At 64.8% G+C, this 24,904-nt stretch carries 21 protein-coding genes; 11 read left to right on the forward strand and 10 right to left on the reverse strand.

What is annotated here, in order from left to right; genetic code table 11:
* Both QZ497_RS07515 and thiI read right to left on the reverse strand, forming a co-directional pair.
* Positions 1-1,231: GTP-binding protein (locus tag QZ497_RS07515; RefSeq protein WP_295472758.1), on the reverse strand; the 1,231-nt coding region annotated here is incomplete at its 3' end.
* A gap of 133 nt (positions 1,232-1,364) precedes the next feature.
* Positions 1,365-2,819, reverse strand: a complete 1,455-nt coding sequence (gene thiI / locus QZ497_RS07520) for a tRNA uracil 4-sulfurtransferase ThiI (protein ID WP_295472759.1) — start codon at positions 2,817-2,819, stop codon at positions 1,365-1,367.
* 334 nt (positions 2,820-3,153) lie between these two features.
* Between thiI and glnA the strand changes: the two genes are divergently transcribed.
* The 8 genes from glnA (at position 3,154) to QZ497_RS07560 (ending at position 12,120) form a co-directional block, all read left to right on the forward strand.
* Entirely contained in the window at positions 3,154-4,560 is a 1,407-nt protein-coding gene (gene glnA / locus QZ497_RS07525) for a glutamate--ammonia ligase (protein WP_295472760.1), read from the forward strand.
* 216 nt (positions 4,561-4,776) lie between these two features.
* On the forward strand, positions 4,777-5,346 hold the full coding sequence (locus QZ497_RS07530; RefSeq protein WP_295472761.1) for a chorismate mutase: 570 nt from the start codon (positions 4,777-4,779) through the stop codon (positions 5,344-5,346).
* A gap of 144 nt (positions 5,347-5,490) precedes the next feature.
* Positions 5,491-6,711, forward strand: coding sequence for a hypothetical protein (locus QZ497_RS07535; RefSeq protein WP_295472762.1), 1,221 nt, complete (start codon positions 5,491-5,493; stop codon positions 6,709-6,711).
* A gap of 73 nt (positions 6,712-6,784) precedes the next feature.
* On the forward strand, positions 6,785-7,318 hold the full coding sequence (locus QZ497_RS07540) for a DUF4124 domain-containing protein (RefSeq protein WP_295472763.1): 534 nt from the start codon (positions 6,785-6,787) through the stop codon (positions 7,316-7,318).
* A gap of 1 nt (position 7,319) precedes the next feature.
* A complete protein-coding gene (locus QZ497_RS07545) occupies positions 7,320-7,946 on the forward strand; it encodes a DUF4124 domain-containing protein (protein ID WP_295472764.1) in 627 nt (208 codons plus the stop codon).
* Between the two features lie 331 nt (positions 7,947-8,277).
* Complete coding sequence (gene glnL / locus QZ497_RS07550) at positions 8,278-9,363, forward strand: nitrogen regulation protein NR(II) (RefSeq protein ID WP_295472765.1); 1,086 nt, start codon at positions 8,278-8,280, stop codon at positions 9,361-9,363.
* Complete coding sequence (gene ntrC / locus QZ497_RS07555) at positions 9,360-10,796, forward strand: nitrogen regulation protein NR(I) (protein WP_295472766.1); 1,437 nt, start codon at positions 9,360-9,362, stop codon at positions 10,794-10,796. The genes glnL and ntrC overlap by 4 nt, the downstream gene beginning before the upstream one ends.
* Positions 10,797-10,926: 130 nt before the next feature.
* Positions 10,927-12,120, forward strand: a complete 1,194-nt coding sequence (locus tag QZ497_RS07560; RefSeq protein ID WP_295472767.1) for an amidase family protein — start codon at positions 10,927-10,929, stop codon at positions 12,118-12,120.
* Here the strand turns inward: QZ497_RS07560 and mgrA are convergent.
* The 4 genes from mgrA to QZ497_RS07580 form a co-directional block, all read right to left on the reverse strand.
* A complete protein-coding gene (gene mgrA, locus QZ497_RS07565; RefSeq protein ID WP_295472768.1) occupies positions 12,086-13,123 on the reverse strand; it encodes an L-glyceraldehyde 3-phosphate reductase in 1,038 nt (345 codons plus the stop codon). The genes QZ497_RS07560 and mgrA overlap by 35 nt on opposite strands.
* A gap of 109 nt (positions 13,124-13,232) precedes the next feature.
* Entirely contained in the window at positions 13,233-14,171 is a 939-nt protein-coding gene (locus QZ497_RS07570) for a sulfonate ABC transporter substrate-binding protein (protein WP_295472769.1), read from the reverse strand.
* Positions 14,172-14,190: 19 nt separating this feature from the next.
* A complete protein-coding gene (locus QZ497_RS07575) occupies positions 14,191-15,546 on the reverse strand; it encodes an LLM class flavin-dependent oxidoreductase (RefSeq protein ID WP_295472770.1) in 1,356 nt (451 codons plus the stop codon).
* Positions 15,547-15,591: 45 nt separating this feature from the next.
* Positions 15,592-17,862, reverse strand: a complete 2,271-nt coding sequence (locus QZ497_RS07580; RefSeq protein ID WP_295472771.1) for a TonB-dependent receptor — start codon at positions 17,860-17,862, stop codon at positions 15,592-15,594.
* A gap of 214 nt (positions 17,863-18,076) precedes the next feature.
* Between QZ497_RS07580 and QZ497_RS07585 the strand changes: the two genes are divergently transcribed.
* Both QZ497_RS07585 and QZ497_RS07590 read left to right on the forward strand, forming a co-directional pair.
* The gene (locus QZ497_RS07585) at positions 18,077-19,132 is read left to right on the forward strand and encodes a LacI family DNA-binding transcriptional regulator (protein ID WP_295472772.1); all 1,056 of its coding nucleotides are present in this window, start codon (positions 18,077-18,079) and stop codon (positions 19,130-19,132) included.
* Positions 19,133-19,358: 226 nt separating this feature from the next.
* On the forward strand, positions 19,359-20,093 hold the full coding sequence (locus QZ497_RS07590) for an SDR family oxidoreductase (protein WP_295472773.1): 735 nt from the start codon (positions 19,359-19,361) through the stop codon (positions 20,091-20,093).
* A 222-nt stretch (positions 20,094-20,315) separates the two neighbouring features.
* Here QZ497_RS07590 and QZ497_RS07595 read toward each other — a convergent pair whose 3' ends face one another.
* From QZ497_RS07595 to QZ497_RS07610, 4 genes are all read right to left on the reverse strand, one after another.
* Positions 20,316-20,783 (reverse strand): thioesterase family protein, encoded by a 468-nt coding sequence (locus QZ497_RS07595; protein ID WP_295472775.1) that lies wholly within the window; start codon positions 20,781-20,783, stop codon positions 20,316-20,318.
* Between the two features lie 33 nt (positions 20,784-20,816).
* Positions 20,817-21,782 (reverse strand): L-carnitine dehydrogenase, encoded by a 966-nt coding sequence (locus QZ497_RS07600; protein WP_295472777.1) that lies wholly within the window; start codon positions 21,780-21,782, stop codon positions 20,817-20,819.
* 35 nt (positions 21,783-21,817) lie between these two features.
* On the reverse strand, positions 21,818-22,705 hold the full coding sequence (locus QZ497_RS07605) for a 3-keto-5-aminohexanoate cleavage protein (protein ID WP_295472778.1): 888 nt from the start codon (positions 22,703-22,705) through the stop codon (positions 21,818-21,820).
* Positions 22,706-22,779: 74 nt separating this feature from the next.
* Positions 22,780-23,724: a choline ABC transporter substrate-binding protein gene (locus QZ497_RS07610; RefSeq protein WP_295472779.1), complete on the reverse strand. Its 945-nt coding sequence runs from the start codon at positions 23,722-23,724 to the stop codon at positions 22,780-22,782.
* Between the two features lie 193 nt (positions 23,725-23,917).
* Here QZ497_RS07610 and QZ497_RS07615 point away from each other — a divergent pair, with 193 nt between their 5' ends.
* A complete protein-coding gene (locus QZ497_RS07615; protein WP_295472780.1) occupies positions 23,918-24,862 on the forward strand; it encodes a GlxA family transcriptional regulator in 945 nt (314 codons plus the stop codon).
* Positions 24,863-24,904: the final 42 nt, after the last annotated feature.

The raw sequence follows: 24,904 nt of genomic DNA on the forward strand, positions 1-24,904 counted from the left end.
ATTCTTCAGGGATGTCGATGGTGACGTTCTCGAACGGCTCCTGCTTGACGCCGTCGACTTCGCGGATGATCACTTCAGGACGGCCCACGGCCATCTCGAAGCCTTCACGGCGCATGGTTTCGATCAGAACCGAGAGGTGCAGCTCACCACGGCCGGAAACCTTGAATTTGTCGGCCGAGTCGCCTTCTTCAACGCGCAGGGCCACGTTGTACAGCAGTTCCTTGTCCAGACGTTCCTTGATGTTACGGCTGGTGACGAACTTGCCTTCCTTGCCGCAGAACGGCGAGTCGTTGACCTGGAAGGTCATCGAAACGGTTGGCTCGTCGACGGTCAGGGGCTTCATGGCCTCGACGTTGTTCATGTCGCACAGGGTGTCGGAGATGAACAGCTCTTCGAAGCCGCTGATGCAGACGATGTCGCCAGCGGTGGCTTCTTCGACGTCGACGCGGTGCAGGCCGTGGTGACCCATCAGCTTGAGGATACGACCGTTGCGCTTCTTGCCTTCGGTGTCGATGGCGATCACCGGGGTGTTCGGCTTGACGCGGCCACGGGCGATACGGCCCACGCCGATGATGCCCAGGAAGCTGTTGTAGTCCAGAGCGGAGATCTGCATCTGGAACGGGCCGTCGACGTCGACGCTTGGCGCCGGAACGTGGTCGACGATGGCCTGGTACAGCGCGGTCATGTCTTCGCCCATGGCGGTGTGGTCCAGACCGGCGATGCCGTTCAGGGCCGAGGCGTAGACGACCTGGAAGTCCAGCTGGTCTTCGGTGGCGCCGAGGTTGTCGAACAGGTCGAAGATCTGGTCCAGAACCCAGTCAGGACGCGCGCCTGGACGGTCGACCTTGTTGATCACGACGATTGGCTTCAGACCGGCTTCGAAGGCCTTCTTGGTCACGAAGCGGGTTTGTGGCATCGGGCCGTCCTGGGCGTCGACCAGCAGCAGCACGGAGTCGACCATCGACATCACGCGCTCTACTTCACCACCGAAGTCGGCGTGGCCGGGGGTGTCGACGATGTTGATGCGGTAGTCGTTCCAGCGGATGGCGGTGTTCTTCGCCAGGATGGTAATGCCGCGCTCTTTTTCCTGGTCGTTGGAGTCCATCACGCGCTCGTCGTTGAGCTCGTTGCGCTCCAGAGTGCCGGACTGACGCAGCAGCTTGTCGACCAGAGTGGTTTTACCGTGGTCAACGTGCGCGATGATGGCGATGTTGCGGAGATTTTCGATCACTTGTGTATCTCGATCAGAGGATTCGGTCTGCCGTCCGGACGCGGGCGGCGATTAACGTTGGAAATCTTCAGGTACGGCCGTGACAGCGTCGGGGGGCCGGTGACGCAAGCCACAGGCAAACAGCCCCGGGCGTTTAGCTCGGTCGATATACGCGCACATTGGCATGCCCCTCACTGAGCAGGTGGTGAGCATGCAGGCGGCTCATGACGCCTTTGTCGCAATACAGCAGGTACTGGCGGTTGCCATCCAGTTCCTTGAAGCGGCTGTTCAGTGCATAGAACGGCACGGCTTGTACTTCAACGCCAGGCACGTCCAGCGGCTGGTCTTCCTGGGCATCCGGGTGGCGGATATCGAGGATGACCTGGCCGGCCAGGGCCTGGTGGACTTCTTCGACCGCGACCTGCTGGCTGAGGTCGTCGATCACCCGGTCGATCGCCACCAGCCTGGCGCGCTCCAGGGCACGGTCCAGGACCGCCATGTCGAAGCGCGTCTCTTCGTGCTCGACGCGGTAGCGCTTGGCGCTGGTCTTCGGGTTGACCGAGATCACCCCGCAATATTCGGGCATGTGCCGGGCGAAATCGGCCGAGCCGATCTGGGTCGCCAGGTTGACGATGTCCTGCTTGTCGGTGGCGATCAGCGGACGCAGCACCAGCTTGTCGGTCACCGAGTCGATGGTCGCCAGGTTCGGCAGGGTCTGGCTCGACACCTGGGAAATCGCCTCGCCGGTGACCAGCACGTCGATCTCCAGGCGTTCGGCCATCGCCGAGGCTGCGCGTAACATCATACGCTTCAACACTACACCCATATGACCGTCGTCGACTTTCTGCAGGATTTCGCCCAGCACTTCTTCGAACGGCACGCTGATGAACAGCACGCGCTGCGAGCTGCCGTACTTCTTCCAGATGAAATGCGCGACTTCCATCACGCCCAATTCATGGGCACGGCCGCCGAGGTTGAAGAAGCAGAAGTGCGCCATCAGGCCACGACGCATGATCTGGTAGGCCGCCACGGTGGAGTCGAAGCCACCGGACATCAGCACCAGGGTCTGTTCCAGTGCACCCAGCGGGTAGCCACCCAGGCCCTGGTGCTGGCTGTGCACCACGAACAGGCGGTCGTCACGGATCTCCATGCGCACCAGCAGCTCGGGATTCTTCAGGTCGATGCCGGCGGCACCGCACTCGCGACGCAACTGGCTGCCGACGTAGCGCTCGACGTCCATGGAACTGAAGGAATGCTTGCCGGCCCGCTTGCAGCGCACCGCGAAGATCTTGCCGGGCAGCAGGTCGGCGTAATGCTGCCGACACTTGGCGACGATGTCGTCGAGGTCGCCCAGCGGGTATTCGGCCACTTGCAGGAAGTTGGCGATGCCGGGCATGCAGCTCAGCCGCTCGGTGATGCCCTGCAGGATCTTCGGATCGGTTTCCCGGGTCTCGACCTCCAGGTTGTCCCAGACGCCGCCCACGACAATGTTTTCGTCCAGCTCGCGCAGCACGGTGCGGATGTTCTTGGCCAGCTGGCGGATGAACTTCTTGCGCACCGGCGGGCTTTTGATAGTGATTTCTGGGAAAACTTTGACGATGAGCTTCATGGAAACAGTGCGTGAAGGGCCGACAAAAAAAGAGGGGCGCGGATTATAGCGGAAATTGCTCAAGCTTTGACCAACTATCGTACATCCGATTGTCAGCGCACCAAAAAGGGTCAATCTCGGAAAAATAAGCATCAATAAGGTGCAATATTTTTCCAGGAATTTCGTGGATGCGACGTAAACGCTTGTATTTGGGGCGGCCAGCCCATCTCGGGGCACTGGCATGCAAATTGCTCCCTTGTGAGGCAGGTAGCCATGGCAGAGTATTTTGCGCCGGCATCACCCAAATTCAGAGGCCCCTACAAAAGCATCGGCCTCAACCCACCCGGAGGACACTATGTCGAAGTCGGTTCAACTCATCAAAGATCATGACGTTAAATGGATTGATCTGCGCTTCACTGACACCAAAGGCAAGCAGCAGCACGTCACCATGCCGGCACGCGATGCGCTGGACGACGACTTCTTCGAAATCGGCAAGATGTTCGACGGTTCCTCCATCGCCGGCTGGAAAGGCATCGAAGCCTCCGACATGATCCTGCTGCCGGACGACGAGTCCGCCGTACTGGACCCGTTCACCGAAGAGCCGACCCTGATCCTGGTCTGCGACATCATCGAGCCGTCCACCATGCAGGGCTACGATCGCGACCCACGCGCCATCGCCCACCGCGCCGAGGAATACCTGAAGAGCACCGGTATCGGTGACACCGTATTCGTAGGCCCGGAGCCTGAGTTCTTCATCTTCGACTCGGTCAAGTACAAGTCCGACATCTCCGGCTCCATGTTCAAGATCTTCTCCGAGCAAGGCTCGTGGATGACCGACCAGGACGTGGAAGGCGGCAACAAGGGCCACCGTCCAGGCATCAAGGGCGGCTACTTCCCGGTTCCACCGGTCGACCACGACCACGAAATCCGTACTGCCATGTGCAACGCACTGGAAGAGATGGGTCAGGTCGTCGAAGTTCACCACCACGAAGTGGCCACCGCCGGTCAGAACGAAATCGGCGTGAAGTTCAACACCCTGGTCAAGAAGGCTGACGAAGTACAGACCCTGAAATACGTGGTCCACAACGTTGCCGACGCCTACGGCCGCACCGCGACCTTCATGCCGAAGCCTCTGTACGGCGACAACGGCTCGGGCATGCACGTGCACATGTCCATCGCCAAAGACGGCAAGAACACCTTCGCCGGCGAAGGCTATGCCGGCCTGTCCGACACCGCCCTGTACTTCATCGGCGGCATCATCAAGCACGGTAAGGCCCTGAACGGCTTCACCAACCCGTCGACCAACTCCTACAAGCGTCTGGTCCCAGGTTTCGAAGCTCCGGTGATGCTGGCCTACTCGGCCCGTAACCGCTCGGCCTCGATCCGTATTCCATACGTTTCCAGCCCACGCGCCCGCCGCATCGAAGCCCGCTTCCCGGATCCGGCTGCCAACCCATACCTGGCCTTCGCCGCCCTGCTGATGGCTGGCCTGGACGGTATCCAGAACAAGATCCACCCAGGCGATGCCGCCGACAAGAACCTGTACGACCTGCCACCAGAAGAAGCCAAGGAAATCCCGCAAGTGTGCGGCAGCCTGAAAGAGGCCCTGGAAGAGCTGGACAAAGGCCGTGCGTTCCTGACCAAGGGCGGCGTGTTCTCCGACGACTTCATCGATGCCTACATCGAGCTGAAGTCGGAAGAAGAAATCAAGGTCCGTACCTTCGTACACCCTCTGGAATACGAGCTGTACTACAGCTGCTGATTCCTGTTGCGTCGCCTGCCGGCGCATCGAGAGGCCACCTTCGGGTGGCCTTTTTTTTGCCCTGCCGCAGCCGGTCCTGCCTGAACAGCTGGGCATCTTGGCCTTACGCGGCTTTACCCGCGCAAGGGCCGGGAGGCGACCAATAGATATTCATCGCACACCCGTCATCCGGCTGTGCCATGCTGCATCGCCGTTCCGATTTCCTGGAGGTTCTCCATGCTTTCGTCCTGCCTGCCGCGCCCTTCCCGCCTGGGTTTTGCCGCACTGGCACTGCTCAGCCTGCTGACAGCCTGTACCAGCACCCGCCATCCCCCCGAAGCCCTGGCACCGCTGCTGGGCGATATCGAGCAGCGCCTGGCGCTGGCTACCCCCGTGGCGCTGAGCAAATGGGACAGCGGCCAGCCGGTCGAAGACCGCCCCCGCGAGCGCCAGGTGATTGACCGGGCCGCCGAGCGCGCCCGCGAGTGGCAGGTCGACCCGACCTGGGCACGGCAACTGTTCGCCGACCAGATCGAAGCCAGCAAGATCAGCCAGCACGCCAGTCTCGACGCCTGGAAACGCCAGGGCCAAGCACCGCAGGCCCCACGCCTGAACCTCGCCACACAGATTCGCCCGGCCCTGGATGACCTGCAGGAACGCATGCTCCAGGACATGGCGCACTTTGCGCCGTATCGCGCCGATGGCGCCTGTCGGCAATGGCTCGCCGATCGGCAACGCCAGGTTCAGGGCGACGCCTCGTACCTGCAGGCCTGGCACCAGGCTACTGCCAGCCTTTGCGCCCGCTAGCAGGGTGACCGGGCAACACTCAGGCGGCCTGCAAATAGTCGAAAATCAGCGCCGCCTTGTTCCGCATCTGATGGCAAAATCATTCCCCGCCAGGGCTGCGCACCGGCACAGGAACGATTCAGACAGGGAAATACCACGTTCAGCATGAGCCACCACGACCCCGCCATCGACGCCCCCGTGTCCGTGCACCCTGAAGGGCGGCATGTCATCGACCTTACCGGACCCCGCAGCCACACCCTGTTCATGGAGCCTGGGGTCGGCAGCCTGCGCATTGGCCCGGCGGCGCTCGGCAAGAAGGCCGACCTGCACGCCGAGGCCCACGAGCGGCTCGCGTGGAACGCCTTCGATCCTTTCGCCACTCAGGCCGGTTCACCCTGGCCACGCTTTCTCAGCTATACCGGTGGTGACACCGGCTTCGTGAACTGGGCCAGCCAGCGCTCCATCGAGGAAATGGTCTGGACGCCGGTACTGGCCGAAGACACCTGGGTCGATGCCAGCCAGGCCGCCCTGCACCGCCTGGCGATCCACCTGGTGCCTGCAACCAGCCGCCTGCGCATGACCCTGCCCAGCCACACCACCTGGGCCTACCGGCATCTCAGCCTCCACGGCGAACTGTCACGCTTCGTGGCCGAGGGCGACCTGCCCTGGTCACTGGCCTTGGCACCGCGCACCAGCCCGCGCCGTCAGGGGCCGCCCTTCGAACTGCCAGACCTGGGCATCCTGCATCAGGTCGAACACCTGGCCCTGCAGAACGGCCCGATGGCCCAGCCGGTTTCGCTCAAGTGCCTGCGGCGCTTCACCCAGTTGCGCAGCCTCGACCTGTGGGGGCATTTTTGCGACCTGCAGGAGCTGGCCCGCCACCCGCGGCTCGAAGCCCTGGAGTTACGCTTCATGCCCGACCTGCAGGGCCTGCCGGCACTGGACAGCTGGCCGGCCCTGGAGCGCTTCATCGCCTTCAATGTCGAGGAAGCCACCGGCAAGCGTCTGCGCCAGCAGGTCAAGGCACGGGGTCGGGTGCGGGGCTGGAGCGGCCACGCCTCGGTCAGCCAGCTGCGCAAGCCGCTCTGGTGGGAGGCCGAGTACGGCCGGCCATTCTCCGCCTGGCCCAAGCGCCTGGCCAAGATCGCCAACGGTGCCTACGACCAGGCCCTGGCCAGCCTGGCACTGGCCGCAGACGCGGTACAGGCAGAAGCGGCATTCAGCGCCTTCGCCCGACATTTCAACTCGCTCAAGGGCATCGAGAGCAGCGAGCGCGATGACCTGGGCGAGGCCATCTGGCAACTCAGCCAGAGCGAACATGCCATGCGCCTGGGGGTCAGCGCCGAACGGGCGCAAGCGTGGTTCGACCAGGTACGCGATTACTGACACCCCGCCAGGCAACGGCAGGCGATCTGCATTATGCTGAGGCTCCATCGCCTGCCCGCTTTTAGAGACTCCCATGCGCCGTCGCCTTGCCTGCCTGTCGTTGCTGATCTGCCTGCCCGCCATGGCGCAGATCTACAAGTACACCGACGCCAACGGCAACACCGCCTACAGTAACCAGCCCCCCGACGGCACACGTGCAGAGTCGGTGGAGCTTAAACCGCTCAACAGCATCCCCACGCCACCTGCCCCGACCGCTTCATCGCCATCATCTGCCGCGCAGCCCGCGCCGCCAGCAGCGGCCGAAACCTTCACCTATCAGGAGCTGGCCCTGACCGGCCTGCCGGAAGAGGGCGCCATCCGTGCCAATGACGGCACCTTCAGCATCGGCGTGAAGATCGTGCCCAAGCTGCAGCCCGGCCATCGCCTGCAATTGCTGGTAGACGGCACCCCCTACGGCCAGCCCACCAATGTGCCGCAATTGCAGGTGGTGAATCTCGACCGCGGCGAGCACCGCTTCGCGGTGCTGGTGCATGATGTGCGCCGGGTCATCCAGCAGAGCCCGACCGTGACCCTGACCGTATTGCGCGCCGCCGCAGGAAGGCCTTGAGATGCCCAGCCTGCGCGCCCTGTTGTCGTGCCTGTTGCTGGCGGCGCTGCCCGCCGTGGCCACGCCGATCTACACCTACATCGATGCCGAGGGCAATCGGGTCTTCACCGACCAGCCGCGCAAGAACGCCAAGCGCCTGGACGTGGCCCCCACCAACAACATGAGCAGCACGCCGCGCACCCGGGACGTCAAGATCGGCCCTGCACAACCGGTTAAAAAGCCCATGTTCCATTACCAGTTGCTGCGCATCCTGGTGCCGGAGCCGGACAGCACGATACGCAGCGGCGAAGGCAAGGTGATCGTCACGGTCAGCAGCGACCCGGCCCTGCAGGACGGCCATCGCTACCTTCTGCTGCTCGATGGCCAGCCAGTGGGCGCGCCAGGGCGCAGCCCGGTGTTCGCCCTGGACAACCTCGATCGCGGCACGCACCAGATCTCCGTGGAGATCTACGACGAACTGGGCCGCCTGCTGGAAAAGACCCCCAACCAGCCTTTCCACCTGCAACGCATCTCACTGAACCAGAAGCGCCTGGCCAACCCCTGCAAGGCCGAAGAGTACGGCGTGCGTCCCGAGTGCCCGCTCAAGGACAAACCGGAAGAAAAGCGCAGCTGGGTGCCGTTCCTCTAATCAGGGCAGGCAAAGTGCCTGTATTTGGGGCAGGTGCCCACCCCGGCGCCACAATGCACTAAGCTGGTGCACAACTCATCCTATCTTGGCTTGATCGGCCCCACTTCGGGTCAAAGTAGACAATCGTGCGTCGCTGTGAGGCCACAACGGCACAAAAAAAGCCCGGTTTTCATGCGCCATACGCTTCTTTTCGGAGCCTTGGTTTGGTTCTTGCAACCTTGACCGGCACAGCACCCTGCCAAGCACTGTCCCATGATCGTGCCGATGCCAAGGACGTCACCCGACGCCCATGCCACACGATGAAAAGTGCCAGAAGAGGTCACCCGGATTCATGACTATCAGCGATGCGCTGCACCGGTTGTTACTCGACAACCTGACCACTGCGACGATTCTGCTCAATGCCGACCTGCGCCTGGAGTACATGAACCCCGCCGCGGAAATGCTCCTGGCCATCAGCGGCCAGCGCAGCCACGGGCAGTTCATCAGCGAGCTGTTCACCGAGTCTGCCGAAGCGCTCAGTTCGCTGCGCCAGGCCGTGGAGCAGGCCCACCCGTTCACCAAGCGCGAGGCCATGCTCACCGCGCTGGCCGGCCAGACCCTGACCGTCGACTACGCCGTCACGCCAATCCTCAGCAAGGGCGAGACCCTGCTGCTGCTGGAGATCCACCCGCGTGACCGGCTGCTGCGCATCACCAAGGAAGAAGCGCAGCTGTCCAAGCAGGAAACCACCAAGATGCTGGTGCGCGGCCTGGCCCACGAAATCAAGAACCCCCTGGGCGGTATCCGTGGCGCGGCGCAACTGCTGGCCCGCGAGCTGCCCGAGGAAAGCCTCAAGGACTACACCAACGTCATCATCGAAGAGGCCGACCGCCTGCGAAACCTGGTCGACCGCATGCTCGGCTCCAACAAACTGCCATCGCTGGCCATGACCAACGTCCACGAGGTACTGGAGCGGGTCAGCAACCTGGTAGAAGCCGAGAGCCAGGGACGCATCATCCTGGTGCGCGACTACGACCCGAGCATCCCCGACGTGCTCATCGACCGCGAGCAGATGATCCAGGCGGTGCTCAACATCGTGCGCAACGCCATGCAGGCGATCAACACGCAGAACGAACTGCGCCTGGGGCGCATCACCCTGCGCAGCCGGGCCATTCGCCAGTTCACCATCGGCCACGTGCGGCATCGCCTGGTGGCCAAGGTGGAAATCATCGACAACGGTCCGGGTATCCCGCCCGAACTGCAGGACACCATTTTCTATCCGATGGTCAGCGGCCGCCCCGACGGTACCGGGCTGGGCCTGGCCATTACCCAGAACATCATCAGCCAGCACCAGGGCCTGATCGAGTGTGAAAGCCATCCCGGCCACACGGCCTTCTCGATCTTCCTGCCGCTGGAACAAGGAGCCGCCTCGACATGAGCCGTAGCGAAACTGTCTGGATCGTCGATGACGATCGTTCCATCCGCTGGGTATTGGAGAAGGCCTTGCAACAGGAAGGCATGACCACCCAGAGTTTCGACAGCGCCGATGGCGTGATGAGTCGCCTGGCGCGGCAACAGCCGGACGTGATCATTTCCGACATCCGCATGCCCGGCGCCAGCGGCCTGGACCTGCTGGCACGCATTCGCGAGCAGCACCCGCGCCTGCCGGTCATCATCATGACCGCGCATTCGGACCTCGACAGCGCCGTGGCCTCTTACCAGGGCGGCGCCTTCGAGTACCTGCCCAAGCCATTCGACGTCGACGAAGCCGTGTCGCTGGTCAAGCGTGCCAACCAGCACGCTCAGGAACAGCAGGGCCTCGACACGCCACCGGCGATGGCCCGCACCCCGGAGATCATCGGTGAAGCACCGGCGATGCAGGAGGTGTTCCGCGCCATCGGCCGCCTGAGCCATTCCAACATCACCGTGCTGATCAACGGCGAGTCCGGTACCGGCAAGGAGCTGGTGGCGCATGCCCTGCATCGCCACAGCCCGCGCTCGATCGCCCCCTTCATTGCCCTGAACATGGCGGCGATTCCCAAGGACCTCATGGAGTCCGAGCTGTTCGGCCATGAGAAAGGCGCCTTTACCGGCGCGGCCAACCTGCGGCGCGGGCGCTTCGAGCAGGCTGACGGCGGCACGCTGTTCCTCGACGAAATCGGTGACATGCCTGCCGACACCCAGACCCGCCTGCTGCGCGTACTGGCCGACGGCGAGTTCTACCGCGTAGGTGGCCATACCCCGGTCAAGGTCGACGTGCGCATCATCGCCGCCACACACCAGAACCTCGAAGGCCTGGTGCACGCCGGCAAGTTCCGTGAAGACCTGTTCCACCGCCTGAACGTCATCCGCATCCACATCCCGCGGCTGTCCGACCGTCGCGAGGACATTCCGACCCTGGCGCGTCACTTCCTCAGCCGCGCCGCCCAGGAACTGGCCGTGGAGCCCAAGCTGCTCAAGGCCGAGACCGAGGAGTACCTCAAGCACCTGCCCTGGCAGGGCAACGTGCGGCAACTGGAGAACACCTGCCGCTGGATCACCGTCATGGCCTCGGGCCGCGAGGTGCACATCAGCGACCTGCCGCCGGAACTGCTCAACGTGCCGCAGGACGCCGCGCCGGTTACCAACTGGGAGCAGGCGCTGCGCCAATGGGCCGACCAGGCGCTGTCGCGCGGCCAGTCCAGCCTGCTGGACAGCGCTGTGCCGGCCTTCGAGCGGATCATGATCGAGACGGCCCTCAAGCACACCGCCGGTCGCCGTCGCGATGCCGCCGTGTTGCTCGGTTGGGGCCGCAATACCCTGACCCGCAAGATCAAGGAACTGGGCATGAAGGTCGACGGCAGCGACGACGACGACGGCGAAGAGAGCTGACGAAAGGGCAGGCCCGGCCCTCAAGGGCTGGCAGCCTGCGCTGTCATTTCTGTCAGTTTACGCCCCTGGTATTCGCTGATTAGCTCCGGTTCAAGGCCTTGCCCGGCAAGGCCAAACGGAGCCGACTGCGATGGACCCACGCCTTGCGCCCGGTGGCTGCCGCCACCTGCCTCCCTGCCTGCCGCCACGCGCCTCGCTGCGCCAGCGTGATCGCGTGGTGGACTACGAGCTGGCCGAAATGGCCGTGCTGCTGCGCACCGGTGAGCTGAGTGCCGAACAGTTGGCCATCGCCTACCTGGCGCGCCTCTACGAATTCGAAGACCGCCTGCGCGCCTGTGGTGCCGACCAGGGCTACTGCCTGACCCTGCACATCGACGCCCAGCAGGCGCTGACCCGCGCGCGGCTGGCCGATCAATGGCTGAACAACCCCGATGACCCACGCGGCCCGGCCCCGGTGCTGTGCGGCATCGTGCTGGGCATCCGCGAATCGCTGGCGGTACCGGCACGGCGCAACAGTCCCTGGCGCCTGGCCGACTCGTCTCTGGCCACACGCCTGCTGGACCAAGGTGCGGTACTGCTGGGTCCGCTGCGTGACCCGACCCACGCCGAAGGCAATGCTGCCGGCCTGAGCGCCATTTCGCCTGTCGCACGGCTGTGTGCAGCGGCACTGGGCGAAACCGCCGACGAGGCGTTCATGATTCCCACCGCCGCGCATGGCGCCAGCGGCATCAAGCCCTCGCTGGGGCTGGCGATGGGCTGGGACGTACCGGGCAGCATCGCCCGCTCGGTGCGCGACGCCGCCCTGGTGCTGGAAGCCATCACCGGCAGCCCGGCCAGTACCGCGCCGGTGCGCTGGCCGGTGAGCGCCCGCGAGCAGGCCCGCCCACTCACAGCCGTAAGGATCGGTGTGCCCTGCCCGACCGATACGCTCGGCGCGCTGTTCACCGAGCAGATCCTGCAACGCCTGTACGCCCAGTTGGCCGAACTGGGCGCACAACTGGTCGAGCTTGCCGCCCATCCGCAAAGCTGGGACGCGGTGCTGGCGGAACAGGCGCTGGACTTCATCCTGCTGCTGCCCCAGGGCGGCCGGCTGCCGAACCTGCCGGGCTGGCCGATGGTCACGTTCCCGGTGGGCCTGAACGCCGACGCGGGGGCGCTGAACGCGGCGTTCTGCGGGCCGCACCTGAGCGATGCGGCGCTGGTGCAGGCCGCCCTGGATTTCCAGGCGCACTACCCGCAATACCATGACAGCGCGCCCTTGCTGCGCCTGGCCAGCGCCGCTTCGGCAATCACTGCGCCAAGGATGGCCTGGCCCACAGGTTGATACCGCCTTCCACGGCGTAGCGGTCGATCTCGGCCAGCTCCTCGGCACTGAAGGCCAGGTTCTGCAGGGCCGCGACGTTCTCGACGATCTGCTCCGGGCGGCTGGCACCGATCAGCGCCGAGGTGACGCGCGGGTCGCGCAGCGTCCAGGCCAGGGCCATCTGCGCCAGGCTCTGGCCACGGCGGCGGGCGATCTCGTTGAGCTGGCGCACGTGCGCCAGGTTCTGCTCCGACAGGTGCTCGGCCCTCAGCGAGCCGCCGCCCGGCCGGTTGACCCTGGCATCCTCCGGGACACCTTGAAGGTATTTGTCTGACAGCAGCCCCTGGGCCAGGGCGGTGAACACGATGACGCCGGCACCCAGCTCGCCGGTGGTGTCCAGCAGGTCCTTTTCCACCCAACGGTTGAGCAGGTTGTAGGCCGGCTGATGAATGAGCAGCGGCACCCGCCATTGCTTGAGCAGCTCGGCGATCTGCCGGGTCTTGGCCCCGGAGTACGAGGAAATGCCGATGTACAGTGCCTTGCCCTGCTGCACGGCGGTGGCCAGGGCACTGGCGGTTTCCTCCAGTGGCGTGTCGGGGTCGAAGCGGTGCGAATAGAAGATATCCACATAATCCAGGCCCAGGCGCTTGAGGCTCTGGTCAAGGCTGGCCAGCACGTACTTGCGCGACCCGCCACCCTGGCCGTACGGCCCGGGCCACATGTCCCAGCCGGCCTTGGTGGAGATGATCAGCTCGTCGCGGTAGGCGTGGAAATCCTCGCGCAACAGGCGGCCGAAGTTCACCTCGGCGCTGCCGTAGGGCGGGCCATAGTTGTTGGCCAGGTCGAAATGGGTGATGCCCAGGTCGAAGGCGGTGCGCAACATGGCGCGCTGGGTGTCGATGGGCGTGGCGTCACCGAAGTTGTGCCACAGCCCCAGCGACAGCGCCGGCAACAGCAGGCCACTGGTTCCGGTGCGGCGGTAGAGCATGTCGTCGTAGCGGTTGGGTGCAGCGATGTAGGTCATTGCGTGTTACCTCATGAAGGCAGAGTAGGAGCGGCTTCAGCCGCGAAGCGACCGCATGTTCGCAGCAGATGCAGTGAGTTTTCTGACGCTTTCGCGGCTAAAGCCGCTCCTACCGGCTTGCGGGCTGCCAAATCGCCTGGCTGATATCCACTTTTTTGGGCAGCAGGCGATTGTCGAAGAACAGGTCGGCGGTGGCCTGCTGGGCCTGGATGATCTGCGCACTGATCGGCAGGCTCGGCGATACCGGACGATGGTCGATGTACAGGCCGATCACCTCGGCGGGCAGGCCCATGCTGCGACTGAGGATTTCGATGCTCTGCGCGCGCTGGCTGCGGGTCAGCTCGTCGGCACCGGTCAACTGGTCGAGGACCTGCTGCACGAACGCCGGGTACTGCTCGGCGAAGCGGCGCCGTGCGGTGTACACCGGACCGGACAGGCCCAGGCCGGTGCCGTCGGCGAGCAGGCGGCTGTGGCCTTCGACCAGGGCGATGGAGTAGTACGGGTCCCAGATCGCCCAGGCGTCGACGCTGCCATTTTCGAACGCGGCACGGGCATCGGCGGGGCTGAGGTACACCGGCTGGATGTCTTTGAAGGCCAACCCGGCCTTGAGCAGCGCACGCAACACCAGGTTGTGGGCGCTGGAACCCTTCTGCAGGGCGACCTTGCGGCCCTTGAGGTCTTCGACCTTGTGCAGCGGGCTGTCCTGGCGCACCAGAATCACCTCGGCAGCCGGCTTGGCCGGCTCGGCGCCGATGTAGACCAGGTCGGCGCCCGCAAGCTGGGCGAAGATCGGCGGGATGTCACCGGTCGAGGCGATGTCCAGGCTGCCGATGTTCAGTGCCTCCAGCATCTGCGGCCCGGCAGGGAATTCGATCCATTTCACCTGTGTCTGTGGGAAGCGCTTTTCCAGCAGCGCCTGTTCCTTGGCCAGCACCAGGGGAATCGAGCCCTTCTGGTAACCGATGCGCAAGGTGTCCGGGTCGGCTGCGGCGGTGTCGATCAGCCCGCAGAACGCCAGCGCGGCGGCGAACAATGCCAGTGGTTTCATGCTCAGTCCTGTCATGGGTTCACCCCTCCTGCCGGAAGGATGCGGTGGATTGGAAACGGTTGGCCGGCCGCTGCAGGCCCAGGTGTTCACGCAGGGTGGTGCCCTCATAGGCCGTACGGAACAGCCCGCGTCGTTGCAGCTCCGGCACCAGCAGCCGCGCGACGTCTTCCAGGCCGCCGGGCAGGTGCGGCACCAGCACGTTGAAGCCGTCGGCTGCGCCGTTCTCGAACCAGTTCTGCAGTTCATCGGCGATCTGCGTGGGGGTGCCGACCAGGCTGTAGTGCCCTCGCCCACCGGCGATGCGTCGGCCCAATTGCCCAAGGTTGAGCTGCTCCCGGGCCGCCAGTTCGGTGAGCAGCGCCTGGCGACTGCGCTGACCGCTGTCGGTCAGCGGCAGCTCGGGCAACGGGCCGTCCAACGGGTAGCCCGACAAATCGAAGTTGCCCAGCATGCGCCCCAGCAGGGCCACGCCCACCTGGGGGTCGACCAGGTCCTGGAAGGCTTCGAATTTGCCGCGGGCCAGCGCTTCGCTCTCATCCACGACGATCAGCACGCCGGGCATGATCTTCAACGAATCTGCACGGCGCCCGTAGGCCGCCAGGCGCCCCTTGAGGTCGGCGTAGAACGCCTGGGCACTGGCCAGCGAGGTCTGCGCGGTGAACACCACTTCGGCAGTGCGCGCTGCCAGGTCGCGGCCAATCTCCGAAGAGCCAGCCTGCACCACCACCGGCTGGCCCTGGGGCGAGCGCGCCACGTTCAGCGGCCCCTTGACCCGAAAGTGCTCGCCCTGGTGATCCAGCACGTGCAGCTTGGCCGGGTCGTAGTACTGCCCACTGACCTTGTCACGGCTGAAGGCGTCGTCGGTCCAGCTGTCCCACAGGCCGGTGACCACCTCGTGGAATTCCTTGGCCCGGCTGTAGCGCTCGGCATGCCCCACATGCTCGTCACGGCCGAAGTTCTGCGCCTCGGCGGCGGCGTCCGAGGTCACCAGGTTCCAGCCGGCGCGGCCGCCGGACAGGTGATCCAGAGAGGCGAACTTGCGCGCCACGTGGTAGGGCTCGTTGTAGGTGGTGGTGGCCGTGGCGATCAGGCCGATGCGTTCGGTCACCGCCGCCAGTGCCGAGAGCAGGGTCAGCGGCTCGAAGTGATCGGAGCGGGCCATGCGGCTGGCGATGTCGCCGCTGGCCGCCGCCACGCTGTCGGCCACGAACAGGGTGTCGAAGCACGCGGCCTCGGCCACCTGCGCCAGGTGCCGGTAGTGCTTGAAGTCCAGCCCCGCGTCGGCGGGCACCTGCGGATGACGCCAGGCCGCGACGTGGTGCCCGGTGGCCATCAGGAATGCGCCCAGTTTCAGTTGGCGAGCGGGTGTGCTCATGGTTACCACTCCTTGAAGGTGTCTGAGGTTGTTGCACGCAATGGCTCAGAAATCCTTGCGCAGCTGGACGCCGAAGTAACGCTCGTCATCACGGGGTACGGCGCGGTACACGTAGTTGCCGCCGGTGGCCAGCATGGGTGAGTAGGACTTGTCGGCGAGGTTTTTGCCCAGCAGGGCCACGCGCCAGCCGGCGTTGTAATCGGCCAGGGCCACGCTGGCGTTCCAGATGCCATAGGCGCCCTGCTGGGTGTCCGGGTTCTGGCTGATGTCGTACTGCACTTCGCTCTGCCAGCTGTAATCGGTGCTCAGCTCGACATCCAGACCGTTGTCCAGCGGGATGCTGTAGTCGGCCCGCACGTAGCTTTTCCAGTCCGGGCTGTAAGGCAGCGGCTTGCCGTCGACGTTGCAGGATGCCGCCGCACCGGCCGGGCAGGCGAAGCTGTCGATGCGCGCCCTGGTGTAGGCCAGCGCGCCGGAGAGCTTCAGCTGCGAGGTCACCTGCAGGGCGTAGTCCAGCTCCACGCCTTCGGTCTTGACGCTGCCGGCGTTGATCAGGCGGGTCACCACCTGGCCCGCCACGCTGTCGAAGAAGTTGGCCTGGTAGTTGTCGTAGTCGCTGTGGAACACCGCCAGGTTGGTGGTCAGCCGGTTGTTCCAGGCGCTGGCCTTGATACCCGCCTCCCAGGTGTTGGAGGTCTCCGGCTTGAGCGCGTTGGTGTCACGCGGCTGCATGTTGAAGAACACGTTGTAGGCCGGGCCCTTGTAGCCGCGCGAGTAGGTCAGGTAGGTGGTCACGCTGTCGCTGAGGTCGTACTGCAGGCCCAGGCGCCCGGACTTGCCCTCCTCGTCCACCGAGCCGGAACTGGCAGTGCCCGGCTGGATGCCGCTGACCGTCACCGCCGAGGTCGATACGCGGCGGTGATCGTATTTCAGGTCGTCGTGGGTCCAGCGCAGGCCGGCGATGGCGCGCAGGTCGGAGGTGAAGTTGAAGGTGGTTTCACCGAACACCGAGTAGCTGTCGTTGGTGGTGCTGTAGTCGGCCACGCCCCGGTCCTGGCTGGTCGGGGTAATCAAGGTGCGGCGGTAGGTTTCGTCACTCTTGCCATGCATGTAGAACAGCCCGCCGACGTACTCGACGAACTCGCCCTTGGGCGAGGCCAGGCGCAGTTCTTGGGAATACTGGTTGTACTCCAGTTGGCCCTTGTCCTCGGTGCCGGGGAACGCCGCGGTGATGGTGCCCAGGCGGTCGCCGTCCTGGTACTGAGTGTTGTCCCAGCCACGCCAGGCGGTGATCGAGGTCAGGGTGTAGTCGCCCAGTTGCCAATCCAGTTGCCCCGACAGACCTTTGTTCACGTCGTCGACATGGCTGCGGTAGTCGCTGACCACGTCGCGGTTGTCGTTGCTGGCACGTACCGGTGCCAGGGCGTTGGCGAAGGCTGGCGTCAGCGCCTTGCTGACCACGCCATTGGGTGCATCGTCGTGGGCCTGCTGGTAGTCGCCGATCAGGGTGAAGGTGATGTCGTCATTCGGAGTGAACTGCAGCTTGCCGCGCACGCCCTTGCGGTTGTAGCCGTTGACCTCCTGGCCGTTGAGCTTGTTGTCGACATTGCCGTCGTAGCTGCCGAACAGCGTGGTGACCGAGCCTTTGAGGGTGCCAGGAATCAGCGCACCGCCAATGCCGAAGCGGGTGCGGCTTTCGTTGCCGGTGTACCACGACTGGTCGATGTAGCCGTGGGTTTCTTCACTGGGCGCCTTGGTGACGATATTCAACACACCTGCCGAGGCGTTCTTGCCGAACAGCGTGCCCTGCGGGCCACGCAGCACCTCGATGCGCTCCAGGTCGAGCAGGTCGAGGGTGGCCTGGCCGGGGCGGCCGAGCACCACGCCGTCGACCACCGTGGCCACGGTAGGCTCGACGCCCGGCGAGGTGGAAATGGTGCCCACGCCACGAATGAACAGTGAGGTGTCCTTGTTCGAGGCGCCGGTGCGGTAGTTCAGGGTCGGCACCTGCTGCACCAGGCTGGCGACGCCGTTGCGGTTGTCGCGCTCGAGCTGTTCGCCGTCGACCACCGACACCGCCACGGGCACTTTCTGCAGCGACTCTTCGCGGCGCGTGGCGGTAACCGTCACGGCGTTGAGCACCGGCGCCTCGCTGGCGTTGCTGCCGGTCTCGGCCAGCGCCACGCCAGGCGCCAGCGGCAGGCTGCTCAAGCCCAGCAGCAGCCAGGCGCAGCGACGCTGCGTGGTGCGGTTGGCCTGGCCGATCGCCGTAGCCAGAAGAGAGTGTGTGGTGCCGCCGCCAAGTGTGCTGTGCATCTGCGTGCCTGCCTGAAATATGCCGAGTGGTATCGGTGCCCCACGCACCGATGCTTGAAGGTCGGGCTAACCGGGTTCGGCATTCGCGGCGGCGAGTAGCAGACAGCCCTGGACGTTAGCGCTAACATCGCCAGTATCAGGAAGCTCCCTATAGAGCGTCCAATACTGAAAAATTACTTTTATATGCATTAAAGCTATTAAGGCGCCCGCATTCATGAACGATGAATTCAGCCCACCGCGTAAACGCCGCGGTGCCGGACGGGTGACGTTGAACACCGTGGCCCGGCACGTCGGCGTATCGGCGATCACGGTTTCCCGCTACTTCAATCAGCCTGGGCAGGTCTCGCCCGAACTGCGCGAGCGCATTGCGGCGGCGGTCGAGGCTCTGGGCTACGTGCCCAACCAGGTGGCGGGCGGGCTGGCCTCGGCGCGCAGCAAGGTCGTGGCAATGGTGGTGCCGAACATCTCCGGGCCGATCTTCGCCAACACCATCCAGGGCTTCAGCGACACCTTGAGCCAGCACGGCCTGCAGCCGCTGCTGGCTTCCAGTTACTTTTCTCCCGAACAGGAAGAGAGCGCAGTACGCGCATTCCTCGGCTGGTCACCGGCCGCTCTGGTGCTGACCAGCCGCTTCCACACTCCGGCCACGGAACGCATGATCGCCCAGGCCGACATGCCGGTGATCGAGACCTGGGACTACCAGCCTGAGCGCGCGCCGATCCAGATCGGCTTTTCCCACCATCAGGTAGGGGTCACCGCCACCCGCTACCTGCACGACAAGGGTTACCGACGCATCGCTTTCGTGCTCAACAGCATGGCCGGCGACTTGAGCGCTCAGGAGCGCTGCCAGGGCTACAGCGACACCGTGCAGGCCCTCGGCCTGGCCCCGTGGGTGTTTACCCCACAGACCGGGCTGGCACCCTTCGAAGCCGGCAAGCAGGCCATGCATGCCCTGATGAGCGGCCCGCAGCGCCCGGACGCGATCTTCTTCGCCAACGACAACCTGGCTGCCGGCGGCCTGCTCGCCGGCCAGCGTGCCGGGCTGCGGATTCCCGAAGACTGCGCCGTGATGGGCTTCGGCGACTACGCCTTCGCCGAGATGCTGCTGCCCAGCCTGAGTACCATCAAGCCGCCGGCACTGGAAATCGGCGTACTGGCGGCGCAGCGGGTATTGCAAAGCCTGGAGATGTTACCGCTCGATGAAGACGGCATCCGGCACCTGAACCGGCTGGACTGTCGGGTGATCGAACGAGAGAGTACCCAGGGCTAAGCTCTGTCACCGCTACAGGGTGCCAGCCAGCGCCTGCTCAACCAGATGCGCCAAATGTTCAATACTGATCGGACCGTGGGAGCGAGCTTGCTCGCGAAGGCGGCGTCACGTTCACCGCAAACTCAACAACTTTGCCCGCTTTTCGCGAGCAAGCTCCCACAAAAGCAAAGCGCTTGATCGAACGGTATTGGCCCAACCTTGCCAACCTGACAGGAGAAAACGCCTCATGACTTCTCGCAAAGTCGCCATCGTCACCGGTGCCTCGCGCGGCATCGGTGCCGAGATCGCCCAGCGCCTGGCCGCCGACGGTTTCGCCGTGGTCATCAACTACGCCAACAGCGCCACCGAAGCCGACGCCCTGGTCGAACAGTTGCTGGGCGCCGGCCATCATGCCATTGCGCTGAAGGCCGACGTGTCGAACGCCAGTGACGTGCGCCGCCTGTTCGATGCCACCGAACACCACCTGGGCAAGGTTGACGTGCTGGTCAACAACGCCGGTATCCTCAAGACCCTGCCGCTGGCCGAAACCAGCGACGAGCTGTTCGAGCAGACCTTCGCGGTGAACACCCGTGGCGTGTTCAACACCCTGCGCGAAGCCGCCAACCGCCTCAACGACGGCGGGCGGATCATCAACTTTTCCACCACCGCCCTGGCCCTGAAGCTGCCTGGCTACGCCATCTACAACGCCAGCAAGGCGGCGGTGGAAGCCATGACCCCGGTGTTCGCCAAAGAGCTGCGCGGGCGCAACATCACCGTCAACACCGTCGCCCCTGGTCCGGTGGCCACCGAGCTGTTCCTGGCTGGCAAGAGCGAAGAACAGATCCAGCACTTCGCCAGCCTGCCGCCGCTGCAACGCCTCGGCCAGCCCGAGGACATCGCCGGCGTGGTGGCCTTTCTCGCCGGGCCGGATTCGGGCTGGATCAACGGCCAGGTGCTGCGCGCCAACGGCGGCCTGGCCTGAGCGATACCCTAGGTTTTGTAAGAAAAGTCGGCGAGCGAAGGTCAGGCAAGGCGCAACGAGCAAAGCGAGTAACAGCCGCAGGCTGACCCGAAGGGCGAGCGCCAGCGAGTCAAAACAGGCGAGGAACGGTCGGAGTCGCGGGCGACTTTACTGGTGTAAATGAGCATTCCGAGCCTGTTTTTAACGCAGCATGGCCGAGCGCAGGCACTTTTCGTACAAAACCTACGGCAGGCCGATGACCCGGCCGAGCAGCTCAGGCCTCGGCAGTTCGGCCTGCTCGGCGCTGAGCGCAGCCAGCCGTTGCCGCGTGGCTTCGGTAAACGGCGCTGAACGCGGGCCGGCCAGGTCGACGTGCAGCAGCATCTGCTCATTACCGGCCAGCAGCGTCGCGTCCCCCACCCTGTGCAGGCTGTGGAACAGGTGCAGGCGCTTGGCGTCGTAGCCGATCAGCTGGGTGTGCACCTCGACCTCGGCGCCGAGCTTCACTTCGTGCAGGTAGTTGAGGTGCAGTTCAAGGGTGAACAGCGAGTGACCGCTGGCGTCGCGGTTTGCGCTGTCCAGGCCCAGGGTGTCCATCAGCGCATCGGTGGCATAACTGAAGATCAACAGGTAGAACGCGTCGCGCAGATGGCCGTTGTAATCGACCCAGTCGGGCGATATCTCGGTGCGGTAGGTGGTCAGTGCAGGCATGGTGCAATACTCGTTCGGAAAGGCGCCCAGGGGTTACTCGTTGAAGCTCATGCCATGCTGGGCCTTGGTGGCCTTCACAGCGTCCATCACCGCCAGCAGGCAATCGTCGCGATAGCGCTCCAGGGCAGCAATACTGTGGCTGCCCAGCTGTTCACGGGTGCCTTCGACCACGTCGTCGATCAGCCTGTCGGTCAGCGCCGGGGCCGGCAGGTAGGTCCAGGGCAACTGCAAGGCCGGGCCGAACTGCGCCATGAAGTGGCGCATGCCGGCATCGCCACCGGCCAGGGTGTAGGTCAGGAAGGTGCCCATGAACGACCAGCGCAAGCCGGCGCCAAAACGAATCGCGTCGTCGATTTCACCGGTGGTCGCCACACCATCGTTGACCAGGTGCAACGCCTCACGCCACAGCGCCTCCAGCAGGCGGTCGGCGATGAATCCCGGGACTTCCTTGCGCACATGCAGTGCGCGCATGCCCAGCGCTTCATACACCTTGATCGCCGCCTCGATCGCTGCGGGGGCGGTGTGCTCGCCGCCCACCACTTCCACCAGCGGCAGCAGGTACACCGGGTTGAACGGGTGGCCGACCACGCAGCGCTGCGGGTGGGTCGCCCGCTGGTAGAACTCGCTGGGCAACAGCCCGGAGGTGCTCGAACCGATCAGCGCCTCAGGCTTGGCCGCCGCGCTGATCGTGCTGTGCAGCTGCAGTTTCAGTTCCAGGCGCTCCGGCGCGCTTTCCTGGATGAAGTCGGCGTTTTCCACGCACTCTTCGATGGTGGCGACAAAGCGCAGGCGCTGTTGCGAGGCGCCGGGAGCCAGGCCCTGTTTTTCCAGGGCGCTCCAGGCGTTGGCCACGCGCTTGCGCAGCGCTGCCTCGGCACCCGGTGCCGGGTCCCAGGCGACCACATCCAGGCCGTTAGCCAAGGCCCGCGACACCCAGCCGCTGCCGATGACGCCGCAGCCCAGGGCCGCGAAGGTTTGGATCTCAGTGATGAAGCTCATGGCGACGTTCCTTTGGGGGTCGTTGATCGGTGGGGTCAGCCACGTGGGGTCAGGCCCATCTTGAGGCGCCCTTGCGCCGGGGTCAGAACCCTGGCGCCCAGACGGCTGATGATTTCAACGGCGCGCTCCACCAGCTGGCCATTGGTGGCCAGCACGCCTTTTTCCAGCCACAGGTTGTCTTCCAGGCCGACCCGCACGTTGCCGCCCAGCAGCACCGCCTGAGCCGCCATCGGCATTTGCATGCGACCGATGCCAAAGCCAGCCCACACCGCGTCGCTGGGCAGGTTGTCGACCATGGCTTTCATGGTGGTGGTGTCGGCCGGCGCGCCCCACGGGATGCCCAGGCACAGCTGAAACAGCGGGTTGTCGAGCAGGCCTTCCTTGATCATCTGCTTGGCGAACCACAAGTGGCCGGTGTCGAAGATTTCCAGCTCGGCCTTGACGCCCAGCTCCTGGATGCGTTTGGCCCCGGCACGCAGCTGCGCCGGGGTCGACACGTAAATGCTGTTGCCGTCGCCAAAGTTCAGCGTGCCGCAATCCAGGGTGCAGATTTCCGGCAGCAGTTCTTCGACATGCGCCAGGCGGGTCAGCGGGCCGACCAGGTCGGTGCCAGGGCCGAACGCCATCGGCGCTTCGCCCTCGCCGATCTCGAGGTCGCCGCCCATCCCGGCAGTGAGGTTGACGATGATGTCGACGCCGGACTCGCGGATGCGCTCCATCACTTCGCGGTACAGCGCCACGTCGCGGCTGAACTTGCCGGTCTGTGGGTCACGCACATGGCAATGCACCACGGTGGCGCCGGCCTTGGCGGCTTCCACGGCGGCGGCGGCGATCTGTTTGGGGGTGACCGGTACATGCGGACTCTTGGCGGTGGTGTCGCCAGCACCGGTGAGTGCGCAGGTGATGATGACGTCGTTGTTCATGTGGCGGTTCCTTACAGGCGTGAGGGTGCCTTTCGCAGCCGCTCAAGGCTGCGAAGGGCTGATGAAAACGGGGCTTATCGGTCGCTGAGTTGCAGGTTCTGGGCGGCGGGCCTGCCGTCGAAGGTGGTCACACCCTGCAGCCAGCGAGCCTGGTCCTGCGGGTGATCCTTGAGCCACTGCCGGGCCGACTCCAGGGGGTCCTTGTGGTCCAGCAGCGGCTGCATCATCTGGCTCTCGTCGGCGACGCTGAAGGTCAGGTTGCTCAGCAGCCTGTGCACGTTGGGACATTGCTGGGCATAGTCGGGCGCGGTCACCGTCCACACGCTGGCCTTGCCCTCGTTCGGGCCCAGGGCGTCATCACTGCCTGAGAGGTAGGTCATGGCGATGTTGACGTTCATCGGGTGCGGCGCCCAGCCGAAGAACACCACCGCCTCCTTGCGGCGTACCGAGCGCTCCACAGCGGCGAGCATGCCGACTTCGCTGGACTCCACCAGCTGGAACTTGCCCAGGCCGAACTGGTTCTTGGCGATCATCGCCTTGATCTGCGCATTGGCCCCCGAACCCGGCTCGATGCCATAGATCTTGCCGCCCAGCTCTTTTTCGAATTTGGCAATGTCGGCGAAGGTCTTCAGGCCCTTGTCGGCCAGGTAGGTGGGCACGGCAAGGGTCGCACGGGCGTCTTCCAGGCTGGGCTTGTCCAGCACCTTGACCTGCCCGGCCTCCACGAACGGCGTGATGGTCTGGGTCATCAGCGGATTCCAGTAGCCCAGGAACAGGTCCAGGCGCTGGTCACGGATGCCGGCGAAGATGATCTGCTGCGAGGCACTGGTCTGCTTGGTCTGGTAGCCGAGGCCATCGAGCAGGACCTGGGTAATGGCACTGGTGGCGATGACATCGGTCCAGTTCACTACACCCATGCGCACGTTCTGGCAGGCAGCGGCATCGGCGGCCATGACAGGGGTGCTGAGGATGGCGCTGGCACCGAGTGCAAGCACGCAGCGGCTGATCAGTGGATTCATGGTGGATCCCTCGGCAGGTCACTATTGTGGGGACCGGTGTCTTTGTGCACCGTGGCACCACGTTACGTTCCTGGGGGGCTGCCAACACGCACGGCGGCGACGCACTCTTGCACTGCGTCGACCTGGCCTCTTGAATCTGCCCCTGAACGGGAGTATCACAGCGCCATGCCGCCCACCCTGCCAGAGCGCCACCATGTCTCGGGATTTCTACTTTCTGCTGATGCCGGGGTTCTCGGCCATGGGCTTCACCTGCGCGGTGGAACCGCTGCGGGTGGCCAACCGCTTTCGTGGTGAGCTGTACCGCTGGCACGTGCTGAGCAGCGACGGCGGCGCGGTGGTGGCGAGTAACGGCCTGTCGGTGAACGCCGACGCCGCCCTGGAGCCACTGAAAAAAGGCGCCACCTTGCTGGTGGTGGCCGGCTTCGAGCCGCTGCAGTTCGCCACTCCGGCACTGATGCACTGGCTGCGGCGCCTGGACCATGAAGGCGTGACCCTTGGCGCCATCGACACCGGGGCCTGCCTGCTGGCCGAAGCCGGACTGCTCGGTGACCATCGCCTGACCCTGCACTGGGAAGCCATCGACGCCTTCAAGGAGTCTTATCCACAGCTCACCGTGACCCAGGAGCTGTTCGAGATCGACCGCCGACGCATCACCTGTGCCGGCGGTACGGCCTGCATCGACCTGATGCTCGACCTGATCGCTCAGGCCCATGGCCCGGAGCTGGCGATTCAGGTGTCCGAACAGTTCGTGATCAGCCGCATTCGTCCGCGCCAGGACCACCAGCGCATGCAGATCGCCACCCGCTACGGCATCAACAACCGCAAGCTGGTGCAGGTGATCGGCGAGATGGAACAACACACCGAGCCGCCCTTGAGCACCCTGGCCCTCGCGGAAAGCATCAAGGTCACCCGGCGCCAGCTGGAGCGCCTGTTCCGCCTGCACCTGAACGACACGCCCAGCAACTTCTACCTGGGCCTGCGCCTGGAAAAAGCCCGCAAGCTGCTGCGCCAGAGCGACATGAGCGTGCTGGAGGTGAGTATTGCCTGCGGGTTCGAGTCACCGTCGTATTTCACCCGCCGCTACCGGGCGCGGTTTACCCGCTGCCCCCGGGAAGATCGACGTCGGGAGCCGAGCTGAACGGCGCTGCATCGGCGAGATGCAGCGCTGTCGATGACGTGA

This window comes from uncultured Pseudomonas sp., from assembly GCF_913777995.1.
Classification (GTDB): Bacteria; Pseudomonadota; Gammaproteobacteria; order Pseudomonadales; family Pseudomonadaceae; genus Aquipseudomonas.

Coding starts and splice junctions, on each gene's coding strand:
- thiI (WP_295472759.1), bottom strand. CDS start 2,819: ATGAAGCTCATCGTCAAAGTTTTCCCAGAAATCACTATCAAAAGCCCG.
- glnA (WP_295472760.1), top strand. CDS start 3,154: ATGTCGAAGTCGGTTCAACTCATCAAAGATCATGACGTTAAATGGATT.
- QZ497_RS07530 (WP_295472761.1), top strand. CDS start 4,777: ATGCTTTCGTCCTGCCTGCCGCGCCCTTCCCGCCTGGGTTTTGCCGCA.
- QZ497_RS07535 (WP_295472762.1), top strand. CDS start 5,491: ATGAGCCACCACGACCCCGCCATCGACGCCCCCGTGTCCGTGCACCCT.
- QZ497_RS07540 (WP_295472763.1), top strand. CDS start 6,785: ATGCGCCGTCGCCTTGCCTGCCTGTCGTTGCTGATCTGCCTGCCCGCC.
- QZ497_RS07545 (WP_295472764.1), top strand. CDS start 7,320: ATGCCCAGCCTGCGCGCCCTGTTGTCGTGCCTGTTGCTGGCGGCGCTG.
- glnL (WP_295472765.1), top strand. CDS start 8,278: ATGACTATCAGCGATGCGCTGCACCGGTTGTTACTCGACAACCTGACC.
- ntrC (WP_295472766.1), top strand. CDS start 9,360: ATGAGCCGTAGCGAAACTGTCTGGATCGTCGATGACGATCGTTCCATC.
- QZ497_RS07560 (WP_295472767.1), top strand. CDS start 10,927: ATGGACCCACGCCTTGCGCCCGGTGGCTGCCGCCACCTGCCTCCCTGC.
- mgrA (WP_295472768.1), bottom strand. CDS start 13,123: ATGACCTACATCGCTGCACCCAACCGCTACGACGACATGCTCTACCGC.
- QZ497_RS07570 (WP_295472769.1), bottom strand. CDS start 14,171: ATGAAACCACTGGCATTGTTCGCCGCCGCGCTGGCGTTCTGCGGGCTG.
- QZ497_RS07575 (WP_295472770.1), bottom strand. CDS start 15,546: ATGAGCACACCCGCTCGCCAACTGAAACTGGGCGCATTCCTGATGGCC.
- QZ497_RS07580 (WP_295472771.1), bottom strand. CDS start 17,862: ATGCACAGCACACTTGGCGGCGGCACCACACACTCTCTTCTGGCTACG.
- QZ497_RS07585 (WP_295472772.1), top strand. CDS start 18,077: ATGAACGATGAATTCAGCCCACCGCGTAAACGCCGCGGTGCCGGACGG.
- QZ497_RS07590 (WP_295472773.1), top strand. CDS start 19,359: ATGACTTCTCGCAAAGTCGCCATCGTCACCGGTGCCTCGCGCGGCATC.
- QZ497_RS07595 (WP_295472775.1), bottom strand. CDS start 20,783: ATGCCTGCACTGACCACCTACCGCACCGAGATATCGCCCGACTGGGTC.
- QZ497_RS07600 (WP_295472777.1), bottom strand. CDS start 21,782: ATGAGCTTCATCACTGAGATCCAAACCTTCGCGGCCCTGGGCTGCGGC.
- QZ497_RS07605 (WP_295472778.1), bottom strand. CDS start 22,705: ATGAACAACGACGTCATCATCACCTGCGCACTCACCGGTGCTGGCGAC.
- QZ497_RS07610 (WP_295472779.1), bottom strand. CDS start 23,724: ATGAATCCACTGATCAGCCGCTGCGTGCTTGCACTCGGTGCCAGCGCC.
- QZ497_RS07615 (WP_295472780.1), top strand. CDS start 23,918: ATGTCTCGGGATTTCTACTTTCTGCTGATGCCGGGGTTCTCGGCCATG.